Below are 20,546 nucleotides of genomic sequence, written 5' to 3' on the forward strand. Positions count from 1 at the left end.
TTTGATTTTTAAATTAGGTTAAAAAACAACAGCTGTATTATTTTTTGCAAAGATTAAAAGAATACTAATGTCAGAATTGCTATATTTGGACAATGAATAGTCAATATCGGACATATAGAGTAGCAACGGATTTTGGATATCAAGTAGATTCCTCAATCCCAGTTATAGGTTATACTGAAACAGTTAACAACGAAATGTGCATCTCGCACTCGCATCCAAGAGCTCAATTGATCTACGCGACTCGTGGCGTAATGAATGTTGTGGTGGGCAATAACATTTGGGTTGTAAATCCGTTGCAAGGCCTTTGGATTCCAAGCGGAGTAGAACATCAGGTTACTTTTCAGAAAGACGTTAACTATTACAGTGTTTTTATTGATCCTTCTGCAATTGGAGGATTGCCAGAAAAGAGCTTTTCGTTTGATATTCCGATGTTTTTAAAGCAGTTGGTTTTCAAAATCATTTCTTTTGGAACAAGTGGTAACTTAACAGAATCACAATTAAGAATCATTTATGTCTTTTTAGATGAACTGGCTTTAATAGTGCCAAGCGCCACTTTTTTGCCTACTACAAATGATGAAAGGCTGCAGAAAGTGGTAGAACTTTTAATGAGTGATGTTTCGAGTAAACAAACAATTGATTATTATGCCGAACTTTCTTTTATGAGTAGCCGAACTTTATCACGATTATTCATAAAAGAATTGGGAATGAATTTCAGCGATTGGCGCACCCGAATGAAATTACTGGAAGCCATTAAAAGATTGGGCGAAAAACAATCCATTAAAGAAATCGCTTTAGATTTAGGTTACGAAACAGCGAGTGCTTTTATTTATATGTTCAAAAAGCATTTGGGCAAAACGCCTTCTAACTATATTTTAGAAGATGAAAATGAATCTGAAAAGATGATTGCTTAGATTGTTAGCCTAAATTAGAACGCGGATAAAACGGATTTACTTCGTAAAGACGCGGATTTAGACGGATTTTTTAACACATAGAAACATAGTTTTTTTACTTAACGAAATAGAGAATAAAAAATGACTAGTCATTAACACATAGCTATGTGTATGTATGAAAGTGAAACGCCTTTTAGACAAAGGAAGTCTATGTCTCTATGTGTTTAAAAAAAATCCGTTTCACTCACGTCTTAGCGATAGCGAATCCGTCCCATCAGCGTCCCATAAAATTCTAACATCATTTTTTTTAGTACTAAAAAAGTGATAAGTCATAATTTTTCCCTTAAAAATTTATCAAGAATCATAGTTTTTTATGAAATAGCAGGATAGTGCAGGTTGTGAAATGTAAAGATAACACTTATCTTTAGTCCCAAAATACACTAACTATGCTAAACCGCTTTCCCATTTTTAAGACTTTACTTCTTTTTGTTGCCCTTTTTTCGTGTTCGCTGTCATTTGCGCAAGAAAAACCAAGAGAAGCGACATGGATCTGGTATCCAGGTGATTTTGAAGTTTGGTTAAGCAATAAAATGCAGGTTAGACGTACAGAACGCGAAGCCGTATTTCCTCCGCTTTGGCAATATTACAGTCCTTATGCTTTGGTTACTTTTCAGACAGAAGTAGATATTCCAAAACCAGACGAATTGAAAATCTTTTCAGAAGGCCCTTTTCAATTACTTTTAGATGGCGTTCAAATTTACGGACAGCCAAAATCAATATCAGTTCCTGCTGGAAAACACAAAATTTCCTTTAAAGTTTACAATCAGGAAGTATTACCGGCTATTTATATTAATGGAAAATACATTAAATCTGATACTTCATGGAAAGTTACCAACGAAGATAAACTTTGGATTGATGAAACCGGAAAAGCGCAACAATCTGGTACTCCTTGGGTTCCTGTTGGTTCTTGGAATTTTAATTCACCAGAAAATAAACCTTCTGGGTTTAAACTAACAACGAAACCTTTAAGCGCAACGAAAACTGAAAAAATAGGAACTGGTCAATTAGTAGATTTTGGAAAAGAAACTTTCGGTTATATTAAAATTCACGGTTTAAAAGGAAAAGGTAAATTAGCACTGTATTATGGTGAATCTCGTGAAGAAGCTTTGGATTCTGCCAAATGCGAAACTTTAGATCATTTATCTTTTGACGGAAAACAATCTGAAACATATACACACGATGGATCAAAAGCATTCCGCTATGTTCAGGTGCAAGCAGATGCAGGAATAAAATACGATTCGATTTCGATGCTTTATGAATATTTGCCATTAGACTATCGTGGCGCATTCAAATCTTCGGATGAACAATTGAATAAAATTTGGGATGTGTCGGCTTACACCATGCATTTAACGTCTCGTGAATTTTTTATCGACGGAATCAAACGCGACCGCTGGGTTTGGTCTGGCGACGCTTATCAAAGTTATTTAATGAATTATTATTTATTCTTTGATTCGGCTTCGGTAGAAAGAACTTTGTTAGCGCTTCGCGGAAAAGATCCTGTAACGGCTCACGTCAACATCATCATGGATTACTCGCTGTATTGGTTTGTGGGGGTTTACGATTATTACTTACACACGGGCGATACGAAATTCATCAAAACTTTTTATCCAAGAATGAAATCGCTTATGGATTTCTGCTTAGAAAGAAGAAACAAAAACGGATTCCTAGAACCGTTAGAAGGTGATTGGGTATTTATTGATTGGGCAGACGGACTTCCAAAAACAGGAGAAGTGAGTTTTGAGCAGATGCTTTTAGCAAGAAGTTTAGAAGCTATGGCGGTAAGTGCAGAAATTGCAGGTAAAACGGAAGACCAAAAACAATATCAAAAATTAGGGAATGATTTAAAAACGAAATTATTTGATGTCTTTTGGGATAAAAAAGAAAACGTAATGAAACACCAGCGTATCGATGGGAAAATTCAAAACATTGTAACCAGATACGCTAATATGTTCGGTATTTTCTTCAATTATTTTACTGAAGAACAGAAACAAAGCGTAAAAAATAAAGTGCTACTGAATAAAGATGTTCTTCAAATCACAACTCCATACATGCGTTTTTATGAGTTGGAAGCATTATGCGCAATGGGGGAACAAAACTATGTTTTAAAAGAAATGAAAGATTATTGGGGCGGAATGTTGAATGAAGGCGCAACCTCTTTCTGGGAAGAATACAATCCGAACAAAAAAGGAACGGAACATTTAACCATGTACGGACGTCCTTACGGAAAAAGTCTTTGCCATGCTTGGGGCGCAAGTCCGATTTACTTATTAGGGAAATATTATTTAGGTGTAAAACCAACTGCGCCGGGATATTCAGAATACGAAATCAAACCAAGTTTAGGCGGTTTAAAATGGATGGAAGGAAAAGTGCCAACACCAAAAGGAGAAGTTGCCGTGTATTGCAGTACCAAAGAAATCAAAGTAAAAGCAGGCGAAGGAGAAGGGAAATTGATTTTTGAAAGTGCAGTTAAGCCCAAAACAAACTCTGGAATGATAAAGGAATTATCAAAAAATAAATATCAGTTAATTGTAAAACCAAATGTAGAGTATAAAGTGAGTTATAAGGCGATTTAAGTCCTTAGTGATTAGTCCTTAGTAATTAGTTTTTAATCTACAACTTATAACGCTCAGTTTGTCATTTCGAGGAACGAGAAATCACACTAGAAATTCCGCAACAATTGTCGACAATCTTTGTGGTTACGAGTGCGATTTCTCCCTTCGGTCGAAATGACAAAACACAAAAAAATAAAAAACCAATGTTTTCAAAAAAGACAAAATATAGCTTCAAATTAAAAACCGTTTTCTTAATGCTGTTAACTGTCTGCATTCAAGCCACAGCACAAAACACCGCATGGAAACCAGCCTCATTTGAAATTGTAAAATCCAATTACAAAACTTTCAAAACTACTCAATACGCACATGTGTTTTCAGGAAGCAAACACAATATCGTTCGTTTAGCTCCAGAATTGCAAGGTTTGACTGGAATTGAACTTCCTTTAGATAAATATAAAAATGGAAATAATGCTCCATTACAATTAAAATTTAAAGAACAAGTTCAGGTTTTGATTGGAGTTTTTCAAGAAAATAATTCAGATTATCTTCAAGCTGATAAACTTCAAAATGCCAAATTAGTTTTAGAAAATGGAGTTACTGTAACGGGATTGCCTTCAGTAAATGTTTATGCGGTTTCTTTCTCAAAAGGAACACAAACCTTAAATTTTGGAAAAGGATTATTTACCATTTTAGGTGTTATAAAAGTTTCTGAAAAACTAGAGCCAAGAAATGCCAATTTTCCAGATGGAAAACTTTGGAATCCAACTTTTATTGTAGAAGGATTTTCAGATGAAAAACCGCTTTTCGAAATTATCGGTGGAGAAAACAAACCTGTCATTGATGAAGGAATGTCTGGAACAGAAGGAATTCAAGGCGGTTTTGAAGGTGGACGAGTAGTAAAAGTCGGCGATACCTATCATATGTTTCCAACCGAAAGAGCAGGAGAAAAAGGCGTTGATTACTATTACGATCGTGTAAAAACCAAAATCGGACATTGGACAAGTAAAGATGCAATCCATTGGAAAAGAGAATCGACAATTTATCAAGCAAGTGGAACTTATGCCGTAACTGAAGATGATAACCCAATGAATGACCGTCGTGCTGCGATTTGGTCTTACATGCCTGTTTTTAATGAAAAAGCAAACAAATGGTATGGCTATTATTTGGCTTATACCGTAAGCAAAGAAATTGAACCAAATCATTCATTCGGAAGAATCTGGCGTTGTGAATCGACTATAGAAGGAATCGACGGAATTGGCGGTCCTTATAAAGATATGGGAATCATTATGGAACCTGGATTGGATTCTCAACCTTGGGAAGGACGTCAGGGTGTTGCTTCGTTTTTTCCGTATCAGGTTGGAGATAAATATTTTGGCTTTTACAGCGGTGCATATCCGTTCAATTCATGGGCAGATTATCCGAAAAAATCTGGTAAAGGTTGGTTTGTGGCTTTAGCTGAATCTAAAAGTTTAGAAGGCCCTTGGTTGAGAATGAATAAAGGTTTGGAACCCATTAAAACCATGCATCCGTTATTCGTAGAAAATCCAATTGTAAGTCAATTACCAAACGGAATGTACATCGCGATTTTCGATGGAGGTCCAGATGGTTGGGGACATCATTTACCCAACATGATTGCGTATTCATTATCAGCAGATGGAATTAATTGGACAGAAGCACATTATTTACCAATAGAAACCAAAGTCGATAAATGGTGGGATATTATGCGAACGCCATTATGTTTAATACCAGAAGGAAATGACGTTTACACAATAGTCTATAACGCCATCGATCTGAAAAGAAGATTTCATCCAACAGGAATGGTAAAAGTCAAACTGAATAAAGACGTAATGGAATCTAAATTAAAAGAGTTGAAAAAATAAATTAAAGTTTCCCGCAGATTTTGCAGATCAGGCAGATAAAAAATCAGCTAAATCTGCAAAATCTGCGAGAGAAACAAAATAAAATCTGCGTCATCCGCGTACCAAAATATAACCAAAAAATGAAAATTAAATATCTACTAATTGCTATTTCAGCACTTGCTATAACCAGCTGTGCAACTAAATACAAGAAAAGAGAAATTACGGACAGCGTAATGCAGGAGATTTACGAAGAAATCAAAACGCCTTATAAATACGGTTTGGTGATGGTTCCGACTGACAACTCATACAAAATGGATTGTCCGAGTGTATTTAGAAAAGACGGAAAATGGTATATGACGTATTTAATTTACGATGGAAGGGGTTACGAAACTTGGCTGGCAGAAAGCGACAATCTTTTAGACTGGAAACATTTGGGAAAAGTAATGTCCTTTTCAGAAAATGAAAAACATTGGGACGTCAACCAAAAAGCAGGTTATATTTCGTTACAAGATCCAACTTGGGGCGGAAGTTACGAATGGGAAAAATACGATGACAAATACTGGATGAGTTATTTTGGTGGAGATAGTAAAGGTTACGAAGCAGGTGTTTTGTCAATCGGAATGGCATACACCAAAGAAACACCGACAAAACCACATGAATTTCAGAGATTAGAAAATCCGGTTTTGACTCCAAAAGACAAAGACGCCAAATGGTGGGATAATAGTACGATGTACAAAAACAGTGTAATTCGTGATAAAGACAAAATTACAGGACACAATTTTATCATGTATTATAATGCCCGTGGCGATAGTATCAATCCTGCAAAAGGTGCTGAGCGTATTGCTATGGCGGTTTCAAACGATATGAAAACCTGGAAACGTTATGGCGACAAACCTTTAATTAATCATCATAAAGGAATCTCAGGAGACGCTTATATTCAGCGAATTAATGATACTTGGGTAATGTTCTATTTTGGAGCTTTTTGGACAGGTTGGAATCAAGGAGCATTTAACCGTTTTGCAGTTTCGAATGATTTAGTAAACTGGACGGACTGGAAAGGAGATGATTTAGTAAAATCATCAGAACCTTACGACGATATGTTTGCGCATAAATCATTTGTCGTAAAACACGACGGAATTGTGTATCATTTTTATTGCGCTGTGAACAAAGCAGAACAAAGAGGAATTGCCATCGCAACGTCTAAAGATTTAGGCAAAAGCAAATTGAATTTTGTGGCACCGCCGGAGAAAAAGAAGAAATAATTATGAGTTATGAGTTATGAGTTATGAGTTATGAAATACCATAATACTCCCAACTGAAATGACTCCGCTAGGAGGCTCTCGTCGGTAGAAAAAAAATAGCGCATAGAAAATTTTGTCCCATAGGGACAATTGAATCAAAATAATAATGAACAATAATATAAAACCAATGTTTACATCAAAATCAAAATACAATAATCCATTTTTCAGATTACGATTTTTGACGTATACGTTTTACATTTTACTATTCACAACTTACACGCAGGCACAATCCGTAACAGGAGAACCAGCGGGAGTTCCGGAATTGCATAAAAAATACGAATTTGCTCCGTGGGAAGATCCAACAATTACGAGTATCAATAGACAGCCATCAAGAGCAACTGCTTATTCGTATGCAAGTGTCGAAGACGCATTAAAAGGTGACAGAACCAAAAGCCGAATCCAAATGCTAAACGGCGATTGGGATTTTAAATATGCTGTAAATCTAAAAGAAGCATCAAAAGATTTCTATAAAAATACTGTTTCAGGCTGGGACAAAATCGAAGTGCCTTCAAATTGGGAAATGAAAGGATACGATAATCCAATTTACAAAAGTGCCGTTTATCCGTTTCGACCAATAAATCCGCCTTATATTCCTAAAGATTATAACGGAGTTGGTTCTTACCAACGCAGTTTTACGGTTCCTGAAAATTGGAAAGATATGACGATTACGTTACATTTTGGAGCCGTAAGTTCAGGTTTTGAAGTTTGGTTAAATGGAGGATTTTTAGGTTATGGCGAAGACAGTTTTCTGCCATCAGAATTTGATATTACACCTTATTTAAAAGTGGGAGAAAATGTAGTTTCAGTTCGTGTAATTCGTTGGACAGATGGTTCATATTTAGAAGATCAGGATCATTGGCGCATGAGCGGAATTCAGCGTGAAGTTTTCATTATGGCCGAGCCAAAATTGCGTATTCAGGATTTCTTTGTTCAAACTAAATTAGACAAACAATATACAGATGCGATTTTTAAACTTCGTCCAAAAGTAGAGAATTTGACAGGAGCAAAAATCAAAGATTATACGATGAATGTTCAATTGTACGATGCTAATAATACGGCCATGTTCAAAGAACCGCTTCAAAGACCGGTAATCGATTTAATTAACGAAAGTTATCCTCGTTTGGACAATGTTCGTTTTGGATTCTTTCAGGAAACCATTAAAAATCCTAAAAAATGGAGTTCAGAAGAACCGAATTTGTATACGATGGTTATTTCGATAAAAGATAAAAACGGAAATATTACCGAAGCCAAAAGCTGTAAAGTTGGGTTTCGTTCGATTGAATTTTCGAAAGAGAATGGAAAAATGCTTATTAACGGAAAAGAAACTTATGTTTATGGCGTAAACCGTCACGATCACCATCCCACAAGAGGAAAAGCCGTTACGAGAGAAGATATCGAGCAAGATATTACTACGATTAAAAAGTTTAATTTCAACTTTATACGCACGAGCCATTATCCAAACGATCCTTATTTCTACGAATTATGCGATCAATACGGAATAATGGTTATGGACGAAGCCAATCAGGAAACACACGGAATTGGCGGAAAATTAAGCAACGACCCGCTTTGGACAAATGCTTATATGGAACGAATGATTCGAATGGTCGAAAGAGATAAAAATCATCCGTCGGTTGTAATGTGGAGTTTAGGAAATGAAGGCGGAAAAGGGCCAAACCATTCTGCAATGTCGGGCTGGGTTCATGATTTCGATATTACACGTCCCGTACATTATGAACCAGCGCAAGGTAATGCCAAATTAGACGGATATATTGATCCGCTTGATCCAGGATATCCAAAAACGATCGATCATGCGTATCGATTCGAAAACCCGCAGGATGATTCGTATGTCGATATGGTCAGCCGTTTTTATCCGGGCGTTTTCACACCGAAATTTTTAGTAGATCAAAAGAAAGATACGCGACCAATTATTTTTGTTGAGTATTCTCATGCGATGGGGAATTCAGTTGGAAATTTAAAAGAATTATGGGATGAATTCCGTTCGCTTCCAAGAGTTATCGGAGGTTGTATTTGGGAATTCAAAGATCAGGGAATCTTGAAATTTGATTCGAGATCAGGGCAGAATTATTTTGCTCACGGAGGAGATTTTGGAGAGAAATACCATGACGGAAACTTCAATACAAAAGGAATTGTAGATTCTAACGGAAAACCAAAAGGATCTATTTTTGAAAACAAATGGGTGTATCAGCCAGCGATTTCGACTTTAAATGGAAATCAATTAGAAATTAAAAATCGTCAGGCAGTTAAATCTTTAGAAGGTTATATTCCAGTTTTAAAAGTTTTGGAAAACGGAAACGTAATTAAAACTCAGATTTTAAAACCGTTAAAAGTAGAAGCAGGACAATCAACAACTTTAGATATCAGTTCTTATCTTCCAAAAATGAAAGCTGATGCGGAATATATTTTAAATATAGAATTTCAGCTTTCAAAAGATGAGCTTTGGGCTTCAAAAGGCTACGCTGTCGCGGAAGATCAGTTTATATTGAAAAAGAAAGAGGCTGTTTCGCCAGAATCTAAAAAAGAAACGCTGAACGTTTCTGAGTCTGATTCCGATTTCAAAATCAAAGGAAAAACTTTTGATATTACAATTGGAAAAACAAACGGAGCTTTGAGTTCATATTTTTTTAACGGAGAAGAACAAGTTTTTGCACCGCTTTTACCAAACTTCGTAAGACCGCTTACAGACAACGATAAACGCGGATGGAAATCGCAAAAGTTGTTGAAACAATGGTACAAAGCAAAACCAAAATTGGTTAATATTTCAATTGACAAATCGGCTTCGGAAATCAAAATTACAAGCGATTACGAAGTGATAAAAGACAGCGCAAGTGTAAAAGTAATCTACAACATTTTACCAAACGGATTAATAAAAGTAGATTACAGCTTAAAAGCATCAGACAAATTGCCAAACATTCCAAAAATCGGAATGCAGATGGGAGTTCAGAGAAAATTCGATCAAATTTCATGGTATGGAAAAGGGGAACTGGAAAATTACAGCGATAGAAGTTTCGGTTCGTTTGTTGGGAAATATTCGCTTCCAATAAATGATTTTATAGAACATTATCCAAAACCACAAGAAAACGGAAACAGATGCGATGTGAGATGGATGGCATTAAGCACTCCACAAAAAAACAATGGATTTTTAGTAATTAACGATACCAAAGTTTTAAGTATGAGCGCATGGCCGTATACACAGGAAAACTTAAGCACATCTGGTCATACATACGATTTGAAAGATCCAGGATTCTTAACACTAAACATCGATTTAATCCAAATGGGAGTAGGAGGAAATGATAGCTGGACGATTGTAGCACAGCCATTAGAACAATATCAGATTAAATCTGGAAATTATGAGTATAGTTTTTATTTGACGCCTTTCAGCGGTTCAAAAAATCAGTTGGAAAGTAGTTTGAAGAAATTTAAATATTAGATTACGATTTATCCTAACAGGTTTCCAAAACCTGTTAGGTATTTTGTATTATATAGATAAAGTGTATTTTAAGTATAGTAAAAGTACAGTTTGTCATTTCGACGAAAGGAGAAATCTCCACGAGTAGCTCCGTAACGAGAATCCAATCTTTGTAGAGTTTCTTGCGAAGATTTCTCCTTTCGTCGAAATGACAAACAAAACGGTTAAAAACAATTAAAATGTTTCAAAAAAAACACCTTTTTTTCATGTTACTTCTTGTTGGATTCCTTTCTGCGCAGGAAGTCCATAAAAAAGAAACCACTTTTCAGCCAACATTAGAATCCTCAAGACCTTGGGTGTATTGGTATTGGATGAAATCGGCGTATTCTAAAGCAGGAATCACAGCCGATTTAGAAGCGATGAAACAAGCTGGGATTGCGGGCGCTTATTTAATGACGATCAAAGGGTCAGCAAATCCGCCATTGATAGATCCGCCGGTTTTACAGTTGACGCCTGAATTTTGGGATATGATTCATTGGGCATTTAAAGAGGCAGATTGTTTGGGGTTAAAACTAGCTTTTCATGGAGCAGACGGATTTGCCGTTGCAGGTGGGCCTTGGATTACACCAGAAATGTCTATGCAAAAAGTAGTATGGTCAACAACTGAAATTTTAGGTGGAAAAAAAGTGGCGCTAAAATTACCCGTTCCAGTACATTACAAAGAATATTATAAAGACATTGCCACTTTTGCGATTCCTATAAAAGAATACCAAATTACTTCGCAGATGCAACTGCCAAAAGTAACCACATCAAACAATACTGACGCATCGCTTTTGGCTGATCCTAAAAAAGATGAAAACTTCAAGTTTGCTGATGCAGGTTGGATTCAGTACGAATTTGCACAGCCTTTTACCTGCAAATCCATTGTAATTGAAACCAAAGGAAGAGATTTTCAGGCACAACGTCTTATTGTAGAAGTGAGTGATGACGGAGTCAATTTTAGATTTCACGAAAGAATGATCGCACCGCGTCACGGCTGGCAGGATATGGATTTCCCAAATACACATACTATTACGCCTGTTACGGCAAAGTATTTCAGATTTGTTTATGATCCAAAAGAAACAGAACCTGGAGCAGAAGATTTAGATTTTGCGAAGTGGAAACAGAATCTGAAAGTGAGTAAAATTACACTTTCGAATCAATCACTGATTAATAATTACGAAGGAAAATCAGGAGCAATTTGGCGTTTGACTCCGCAGACTACTGAAAAAGAAATTCCAAACTCTGATGCATTCAAAAAGTCAGAAATCATTAATATCTCCAATTTTGTTGATGCCGATGGAAACCTAAACTGGAAAGCACCAAAAGGGAAATGGAAAATTCTCCGAATGGGGCATACTTCTACAGGACATGAAAATGCAACTGGCGGAGCAGGAAAAGGATTAGAAGTAGATAAGTTTAATCCCGAATTAATTCGTTTTCAGTTAGATCATTGGTTTGGTGAAGCCGTTCGTTCTGCTGGACCTGAACTGGCTTCAAAAGTTCTGGAAATCCTTCATTTTGACAGCTGGGAATGTGGAAGCCAAAACTGGTCTTCGGTTTTTCAAGCTGAATTTAAAAAGAGACGCGGTTATGATCTTGTAGAATATTTGCCTGTAATGGCTGGAATTCCAGTAGAAAGTGCCGATTTCTCAGAGAAAGTTTTATACGATGTACGTAAAACAATTGCCGATTTAGTAGCCGATAATTTCTACGGAACGGTGGCTCAGATTGCAAAAGAAAACAATATAAAATTAAGTGCAGAAAATGTAGCGCCTGTTGTGACTAGTGATGCCTTATTACATTATAAATATGTCGATTATCCAAGCGGGGAATTTTGGTTGAAAAGCCCAACGCACGATAAACCTTTTGATATGGTCGATGCCATTTCTGGCGGACATATTTACGGAAAAGATATTATTCAGGCAGAATCTTTTACGGCTCTGCGAATGGATTGGGACGAACATCCCGGAAATCTAAAAACCACTGCAGACCGTAATTACGCTTTAGGAATCAATCGTTTATTCTATCATGTTTTTGTGCACAATCCGTGGACGGACAGAAAGCCCGGAATGACTTTAGATGATATCGGAACTTTTTTCCAAAGAGACCAAACTTGGTGGAAACCCGGAAAAGCTTGGTTTGATTATTGTCAAAGAGTGCAGTTTCAGTTACAAAAAGGTAAACCAGTAATTGATTTAGCCGTTTTTATTGGCGAAGATTTTCCTTCCCGTTCTTTTGTTCCAGATCGTTTAGTGCCGTTTATTCCGAATGTGTTTGGTGCAGCAAGACTCGAAAGCGAGAAAATCCGTTTAGAAAATGAAGGTCAGCCAACGGCAAAAATGCCAAAAGAAGTGACTTATTCTAAAAATATAACCGATTTATCACAATGGATTAATCCATTAAATGGATATCAATATGATTCTTTCAATGCTGATGTTTTAATTAATAGAGCGAAGGTAGTAAACGGAAAAATTTCGTTTGAGGGCGGAATTGAATATGGGGCTTTATTCTTTCCAGGAAGTCATAAAATGGCACCAAATAAGATGCTTTCTTTGGCTTCTGCTGAAAAAATCCTGCAATTGCTAAAAGAAGGAGCAACGATTTTTGTAGATGAAAAACCGAATCTTCAGCCAGGGATTAATTCAGAAGCTGATCAAAAGAAATGGCAGAATGTAATTGATGAAATCTGGAATAATGCCAATTCATCAACATGGAAAATCGGGAAAGGAACGGTTATTAAATTGCCGTATTTAGGAAATGATTTTGCTTCCATCGGAATTACACAAGACGTTTATTTTCCAAATTTAAATAGAGCCGATTCGGAAACATTGGCTTGGGCACATCGTAAATCGGATACTGAAGATATTTATTTTATCTCCAATCAAAAAGGAGAAAAAAGAACATTTGATGCTTCTTTCAGAATAGCTGGAAAAGCTCCTAAATGGTATAATCCTGTAACAGATCAAACTTCGGCTTTATCCAATTGGAAAATAGAAAACGGAAGATCAATTGTTTCGATAAGTTTAGATGCGAACGAATCTGGTTTTGTGATTTTTAAAGGAGAAACGAAAGAAGTTTTAGCTCAAGGAAAATCCTCTGAATTTGAGAAAGTTCAGACTTTAGATGAAAACTGGGAATTACAATTTGATCCTGAATTTAAAGGCCCAAAAGAAGTGGTTAAAACGAACAAACTTTTTGACTGGAGTACTTCTGAAAATGATCAAATTAAGTATTATTCAGGAACGGTAGTTTATAAAAAAGAGTTTGGTTGGAAAGGAAAGGAAACCAATAAAATCTGGTTGGATTTAGGTGAAATCTCAAATATTGCCGAAATCAAAATCAACGGAAAGGATTGTGGAACACTTTGGACTTTTCCTTTCAAAACAGATATTTCAAAAGCTTTGCAAAAAGGAAAAAATACGATAGAAATAAAAGTTACAAATACGTGGGCAAATAGATTAATTGGTGATCAAAAATTGCCAAAAGAAGAAAGATTGACATGGACAACAGCGCCATTTAGATTAGAAGGAGAACCGTTGTTGAAAGCGGGATTATTTGGGCCAGTAAGTATTGTAAAAGAAAAATAAAAGTTAGCCACAGATTAAAAGGATTAAAAAGGATTATTTTTTTGAGAAGGAAAGAAGTTGGTCGCCTCCAGCTTTAGCTGGATGTTAAGAAGAATACACAATAGGGCTTTAGCCAAAAAGTTAGTTTGGCTAAAGCCCATTGAAAATAAACATTTGATACGCCTCCAGCTAAAGCTGGAGGCAATTAAAAAAGAGAATAATAACATATTAAAAGGGGATAGAATTGAGAAAAATAATTCGTGAATTCGTGGCGAAAAAAATCCTTCTAATCCTTTTAATCTGTGGCAAAAAATAAATAAAAAATGAAAAAATCAATTATTGCATTATTAACGATTTTAACAACTCTTCAAATCAATGCCAAAATCAAATTGCCAGCATTGTTCTCTGATAACATGATGCTACAGCAAAAATCTAACGCACCAATTTGGGGCTGGGCAGAAAAGAACGCCAACATCGTAATCAAAACTTCATGGGATTCTAAAACTTATAAGGTAAAAGCAGACAATTCTGGTAAATGGAAAACAGAATTAAAAACGGTTTCTTTTGGCGGGCCTTACACAATCGAAGTTTCAGAAGGAAACGAAAAAGTAACCATCAAAAATGTTTTGTTGGGAGAAGTTTGGCTTTGTTCAGGACAATCGAATATGGAAATGCCATTGAAAGGATTTCAAGGACAGCCCGTTAAAAACGGAAACGAAATTATTGTAAGATCAACTAATAAAGACATTCGTTTAATTACGATTCCAAGAGCAACAGTTTTGGAACCTTTACAAGATTTTGAAGGAAAATGGGAAGAAGCTTCTCCAAAATCGACTTCTAATTTTAGTGCGACGGCTTGGTATTTTGGATCACTTTTGCAGGAAGTTTTAAATGTCCCTGTTGGATTGATTCATGTTTCTTACGGAGGTTCAAGCATGGAAGCTTGGATGAATCAGGAAATGCTGAAAGATTTCGCTAGTGCTAAAATTCCGACCACAAAGGAAGAATTGGCAAAAGATCCAAATCGCGTGCCAACAACTTTGTTTAATGGAATGCTTTCGCCTGTAATTGGTTATGAAATTAAAGGCTGTATTTGGTATCAGGGAGAATCGAATTACGAAAGAGCTTCTGAATATACCGCTTTAATGAAGAAAATGGTAAGCAGTTGGAGAACGTTGTGGAATGAGGGAGAATTTCCTTTTTATTTCGCTCAGATCGCACCGTTTAATTATGCTTCATTTCATCCAAAAGATTATTTAGAAAAATACAATTCAGCTTATATAAGAGAAGCGCAGTTGAAAGCTTCAAAGGAAATTCCGAATTCAGCAATGGCAGTTTTAATGGATGTTGGGGAAGAAAACAACATTCACCCAATGGACAAGGAAAAAGGAGGAAACCGTTTAGCTTTTCAAGCTTTGGCGAGAACATACGGAATTGAAGGTTTTGAATTCGAAAGTCCGAAATACAAATCAATGGAAATAAAAGATGGTGCTGTAACAATTTCTTTTGATGATGTTGCTAACGGAATTACGTCTTATGATAAAGAAGTTTTAGGTTTTGAAATTGCAGGAGCAGACAAAGTTTTTTATCAAGCGAAAACTGTGGTAAGAAGAAAATCGGTGGTTCTGACCTCTGATAAAGTTAAAAATCCTGTTGCAGTAAGATATTTATGGAAAGATTTCGCTAAAGCGGAATTGTTTAGCGCAGGTGGTTTGCCAGTTTCTTCGTTTAGAACAGACGAATGGTAATATATGGACGCTCCTGCAAGGTTTTCAAAACCTTGTAGGTGTTTGAATTATGAGTTTAACGTCTAGTTTGTCATTTCGACGAAGCAGAAATCTCCACGAGAAGCTCGACAAAGATTGGCGACTATCGTTGCGGAGTTACTTGCGAAGATTGTTCCTTCGTCGAAATGACAAGAAATGAGAATAAATCTGCGAGAGAAAATAAAAAATATACTTACAAGGTTTTGAAAACCTTGCAGGAAAACGTAAAAAATGAAAAATAATATACTATTTATACTTCTCTTTACAACGCTTTGCCTTAAAGCGCAAATTCCTGCGCTTGATAATTACAATCAGGTTTGGACAACGCAAAGCAACAATTCATCAGAATCTATGCCTTTGGGTGGTGGTGATATTGGTATGAATGTCTGGGTGGAGAAAGGTGATTTGTATTTCTATTTTTCGCGAAGTGGGACTTTCGATGAGCATAATACCTTATTGAAATTAGGTCGTGTAAAAGTGACTTTAACGCCGAATCCGTTTCAAGGAAAAGAAGGGTTTCATCAGGAATTAAAATTGAAAGATGGTTATGTTTTAGTTGGGCAAAACAACACAAAAATAAAACTTTGGGTAGATGTTTTTAAACCGATAATTCATGTAGATTTAGAAAGTAAAAATGCTTTGCAAATGACGGCTTCGTATGAAAGCTGGCGTTATCAGAACCGTTATCCGAAAGGAAAAGAAAATAATGCCAATTCTTATAAATGGGCGCCTCAGGGAGAACTTATTACCTATAAAGATTCTATTTCGTTTGAAAATAACGGTATCAAATTTTATCACAGAAACAGAGAAAACACTGTTTTTGATGTGGCGGTGAAACAGCAGAAAATGGAATCGGTTAAAGACCAAATGCTGAACCCGATTGCGAATCTGACTTTTGGCGGATTTATGACAGGAAATAATCTAAAACCAAACGGAACCTATTTAGGAAAATATCAGTCGACAGATTTTAAGGGGTTTAATTTATCAAGTATAAAACCTTCCAAAAAGCATTCACTAGAAATATATTTAAATACCAATCAATCTGATTTTTCGCCTTGGAATAACGGATTAAAAAGTTTGATTTCAGCTAATAAAAATAATTTCAAACAAGCAGAAAAAAACACTCAAAAATGGTGGAATACTTTCTGGAATCGCAGTTTTATTTTCACTCAAAAAAATCAGGAAACGGTTAAAGATTCAGTATATCAAATTGGGCAGAATTATCAATTGTTTCGATACATGCTGGGATGTAATGCGTATGGAAAATATCCAACAAAATTCAACGGCGGACTTTTCACGGTTGATCCTGTTTACACGAATAAAGACCTAAATTTTACGCCCGATTTCAGAAATTGGGGAGGAGGAACGATGACAGCACAAAACCAGCGATTGGTTTATTTTCCGATGGTAAAAAGCGGTGATTTTGATATGATGAAATCGCAATTGAGTTTTTATCTCGATTTGCAAAAAAATGCTGAATTGCGTAGTAAAGTCTACTGGAAACATGGCGGTGCATCATTCACAGAACAATTAGAAAACTTCGGTTTGCCAAATCCAGCCGAATACGAATGGAAACGTCCCGCAGATTACGATCCAGGAATGGAATACAATGCGTGGTTAGAATATGAATGGGATACCGTTTTAGAGTTCTGCCAAATGATGTTGCAGCAGAAAGAATATGCAGGAGAAGATATTCAAAAATACAATCAATTCATCATCAGTTGTCTTCGATTTTTTGATGAACATTATCAATATTTAGCAAAGCAAAGAGGCAGAAAAGCTTTGGATGGAAATGGAAAATTAATTCTTTTTCCGGGTTCAGGAGCAGAAACGTATAAAATGGCGAATAATGCCAATAGTACGATTTCGGCTTTGCAAGTTATTACAGAAAGTCTTTTAAACCTTTCAGGGAATCAATTGTCAAAAGAAGACTCAGAATATTTAAAAGCATTTCAAACGAGAATTCCGCCTTTGAATTTTGGGCAGATTGAAAATCATAAAGTTTTACTTCCTGCTAAAACTTGGGAAAGAGTCAATAATTCTGAAGTTCCGCAATTGTATCCTGTTTATCCGTGGGGAATTTATGGCGTTGGAAAACCTGATTTAGAAACGGCTTTAAATACATGGAAATACGATCCAGATGCTTTAAAATTTAGAAGTCATGTAGGTTGGAAACAAGATAATATTTTCTCGGCTCGTTTGGGTTTAACCGAAGAAGCGATGAAATACAATACACTTAAAATGGCCAATTCAGAAAGACGTTTTCCAGCTTTTTGGGGACCAGGATTTGACTGGGTTCCAGATCATAATTGGGGAGGATCGGGAATGATTGGCATGCAGGAAATGCTTTTGCAGGAAGCAGACGGGAAAATCTATCTTTTTCCAGCCTGGCCGAAAGAATGGAACGTTCATTTTAAATTACACGCCAAACAAAATACAACAATTGAAGCCGAACTCGTGAATGGAGAATTGAAGGTTTTAAAAGTAATTCCAGAAGAAAGAAAAAAAGATATTATAAATCTGCTAGGAAAATCTGAAGCAGAGAAAACGAAATTAAACTAACTATTACTAACAAAAATGATAAAGAAATTAATAAGTGGTGCTGTTTTGTCCCTATTTTTGACCACAAATGGACAAGCACAATCAGCTCAAAATGCTGATAAACAAATTGTAAAAGTTGACTTTGACTTTTTTCAAAGAAGACTAGAAGAAGTCCATGATCCTAGTTATGATTCTTGGGTGATTAATGAAGGAAAAGAAGCCGAAAAATCATTTAATAATGTGTCATTTAAGTTAAAAGGAAACTTTACTTCAAAGTGGTATAAAGTAGGAATGAGTGCTCCGTTTTACAACAAATTAGGAAGCGATGGTTTGGTTACTTCCGAAAATTTAGAATTGAAAATTAGCGGACTGAAAGCGGGAAAACATACGCTTTTGACTTTTCATAACGCTTTTGATGTCATTACAGGAAAAACTTTTTCTCCGATAAAAATCTTTGTAAACGGAAAACTTCAGGAAACAGTAAATGCTAGTCAGAGAGCCAATGCTAAAATTGATGCTTCGATGGCGTATATTACTTTTAATGCTGAAAAAGGAAAAGATGTAATTGTTCGTTTTGAAATTGATCCAACTTCAAACCAAGATATTATAAAACAGATTGTGATTAACGGTTTTGAAATTGATACACCAAATTTAATGAATCAGGCCAGAACTCCAGAACCAAAAAACAGAGACGAACATGTTGAAGTGGGTAAAACTTTAACTCTAAAATGGGATGCTGTAAAAAACGTAGCATCGCATAAAATATATTTCGGTGAAGATAAAAATGCGGTAGAAAACGCAACTGAATCTTCAAAAGAATTTAAAGGAAAATTAACGGAGAAATCTTTTGCAGTTTCTGATTTATATTCGGGAACAACTTATTATTGGAGAGTGGATGAAGTGGATAATAATGGCGAAGTGACTTTAGGAAATGTTTGGTCGTTTAAACCTGCTCAATTGGCGTTTCCAGGTGCAGAAGGTTACGGACGCTATGCCGTAGGAGGTCGTGGCGGAAAAGTGATTGAAGTAACCAATTTAAATGATGACGGTCCGGGAAGTTTACGCGATGCCATTAATCAGGAAATTGGTCCAAGAACGATTGTTTTCAATGTTTCGGGAAATATAAAACTGGCTTCTAGATTAGTAGCAAATCAGCCTTATATCACTATTGCAGGGCAAACTGCTCCGGGAGAAGGAATTACGATCAGCAGAGCGCCAATTGGGTTGACAGGAAATGATGGTGTAATTCGATTCTTAAAAGTGAGAATTGGAGGCGGAACCACTTTTGACGGAATGGGATTAACGGGCGCTGATTATAGTATTATAGATCACTGTTCGATTAGCTGGACAATTGATGAATCGTTTAGTTCACGTGGTGCGCATCATATCACTTTACAACGAACTTTAATTTCTGAAGCTTTAAACATTGCGGGACATGATAAATATCCAGCTGGAAAAATGCATGGTTTTGCAGCAACAATTGGCGGTGATATTGGTAGTTTTCATCATAATTTATTGGCACATAACCAAGGTCGTAACTGGAGTATTGGTGGTGGATTAAATGGTGACGGTTATTACACAGGAAGATTGGATATTACCAACAATGTGGTTTACAATTGGGGAGGAAGAACAACTGACGGTGGTGCAAACGAAGTGAATTTTGTAAACAATTTTTACAAACCAGGCGCTTCAACTACCATATTTGTGGCGCTAAATGCACAACATGAAGGTGTTGGAAAAGGTATGCAACGTTACTATTTTAACGGAAACATAATGCCAGGTTACTTTGATGAGAAATCTCAGGATAAAGGCAGAAAATCTACTATAAGCCATAATGAGAAAGTAGATTATGAAACTTTTGTAGACAAACCATTTTTTCCTTCGTATGTAGAAACGCAATCAGCGAAAGTGGCTTACAAAAATGTGCTTTCAGATGTTGGTGCCAATCAGCCGTTTTTTGACAAACACGATAACAGAATTGTAGAGGAAACTCTTAAAGGAACTTTCACTTATAAGGGAAGTAAAAGCGGATTAGGCGGTATGATTGATAACGAACAAGATGCAGGCGGATGGCCAAATTTTGCTTCAGAAACTCGTCCGACAGATTGGGATACAGATCATGACGGTTTGCCAAACTGGTGGGAAAAAGCTTTTGGGTTAAACGAAAATTCAAAAGCTGGAGATTTCTCAGATGCCAATCAAGATAATGACAAAGACGGATTTACGCAATTGGATAATTATTTAGACTGGTTAGCTCAGCCTCATTATTTTATCAATTTAAAAGATAAAAAGGTTTTAAATGTAGCAGATTATTTCAAAGGATACGAAAACAAACCAGTTTACACTTTCTCTGATGTTAAAAATGGAAAGGTGATTTTAAAAGGAAAAGAAATTCAGTTTACAACTGTTGAAAAAGGATTTGCTTCTTTCGTTTTAACTGTAAAAGACGTAGACGGAGATTCAATGAGCAGAACCATTAATTTCTTTATTAAATAAAAAAAATGGGTTTGCCACGAATTACACTAATTTCCACGAATTAGTT

At 36.1% G+C, this 20,546-nt stretch carries 9 protein-coding genes; all 9 read left to right on the forward strand.

The genetic code is table 11. From position 1 onward, the window contains the following. The first annotated feature begins 92 nt into the window (after positions 1-92). A complete protein-coding gene (locus tag AC1Q5Z_RS14850) occupies positions 93-911 on the forward strand; it encodes an AraC family transcriptional regulator (protein WP_012026080.1) in 819 nt (272 codons plus the stop codon). Positions 912-1,336: 425 nt separating this feature from the next. Next, the gene (locus AC1Q5Z_RS14855; RefSeq protein ID WP_492445611.1) at positions 1,337-3,523 is read left to right on the forward strand and encodes an alpha-L-rhamnosidase-related protein; all 2,187 of its coding nucleotides are present in this window, start codon (positions 1,337-1,339) and stop codon (positions 3,521-3,523) included. 182 nt (positions 3,524-3,705) lie between these two features. Beyond that, positions 3,706-5,382, forward strand: a complete 1,677-nt coding sequence (locus tag AC1Q5Z_RS14860) for a glycoside hydrolase family protein (protein ID WP_492445612.1) — start codon at positions 3,706-3,708, stop codon at positions 5,380-5,382. A gap of 119 nt (positions 5,383-5,501) precedes the next feature. After that, a complete protein-coding gene (locus AC1Q5Z_RS14865) occupies positions 5,502-6,623 on the forward strand; it encodes a glycoside hydrolase family protein (protein WP_492445614.1) in 1,122 nt (373 codons plus the stop codon). 145 nt (positions 6,624-6,768) lie between these two features. Then, a complete protein-coding gene (locus AC1Q5Z_RS14870) occupies positions 6,769-10,110 on the forward strand; it encodes a glycoside hydrolase family 2 TIM barrel-domain containing protein (protein WP_492445615.1) in 3,342 nt (1,113 codons plus the stop codon). 245 nt (positions 10,111-10,355) lie between these two features. Continuing rightward, positions 10,356-13,718: a glycosyl hydrolase gene (locus AC1Q5Z_RS14875; RefSeq protein ID WP_492445617.1), complete on the forward strand. Its 3,363-nt coding sequence runs from the start codon at positions 10,356-10,358 to the stop codon at positions 13,716-13,718. Between the two features lie 302 nt (positions 13,719-14,020). Then, positions 14,021-15,445: a sialate O-acetylesterase gene (locus AC1Q5Z_RS14880; RefSeq protein WP_492445619.1), complete on the forward strand. Its 1,425-nt coding sequence runs from the start codon at positions 14,021-14,023 to the stop codon at positions 15,443-15,445. A 249-nt stretch (positions 15,446-15,694) separates the two neighbouring features. Then, positions 15,695-18,025: a DUF5703 domain-containing protein gene (locus AC1Q5Z_RS14885; RefSeq protein WP_492445621.1), complete on the forward strand. Its 2,331-nt coding sequence runs from the start codon at positions 15,695-15,697 to the stop codon at positions 18,023-18,025. Between the two features lie 15 nt (positions 18,026-18,040). Further along, positions 18,041-20,500, forward strand: a complete 2,460-nt coding sequence (locus AC1Q5Z_RS14890) for a pectate lyase family protein (RefSeq protein ID WP_492445623.1) — start codon at positions 18,041-18,043, stop codon at positions 20,498-20,500. The last annotated feature ends 46 nt before the right edge of the window (positions 20,501-20,546 follow it).

The organism is Flavobacterium sp. GW823-FHT06G12 (genome assembly GCF_058794775.1).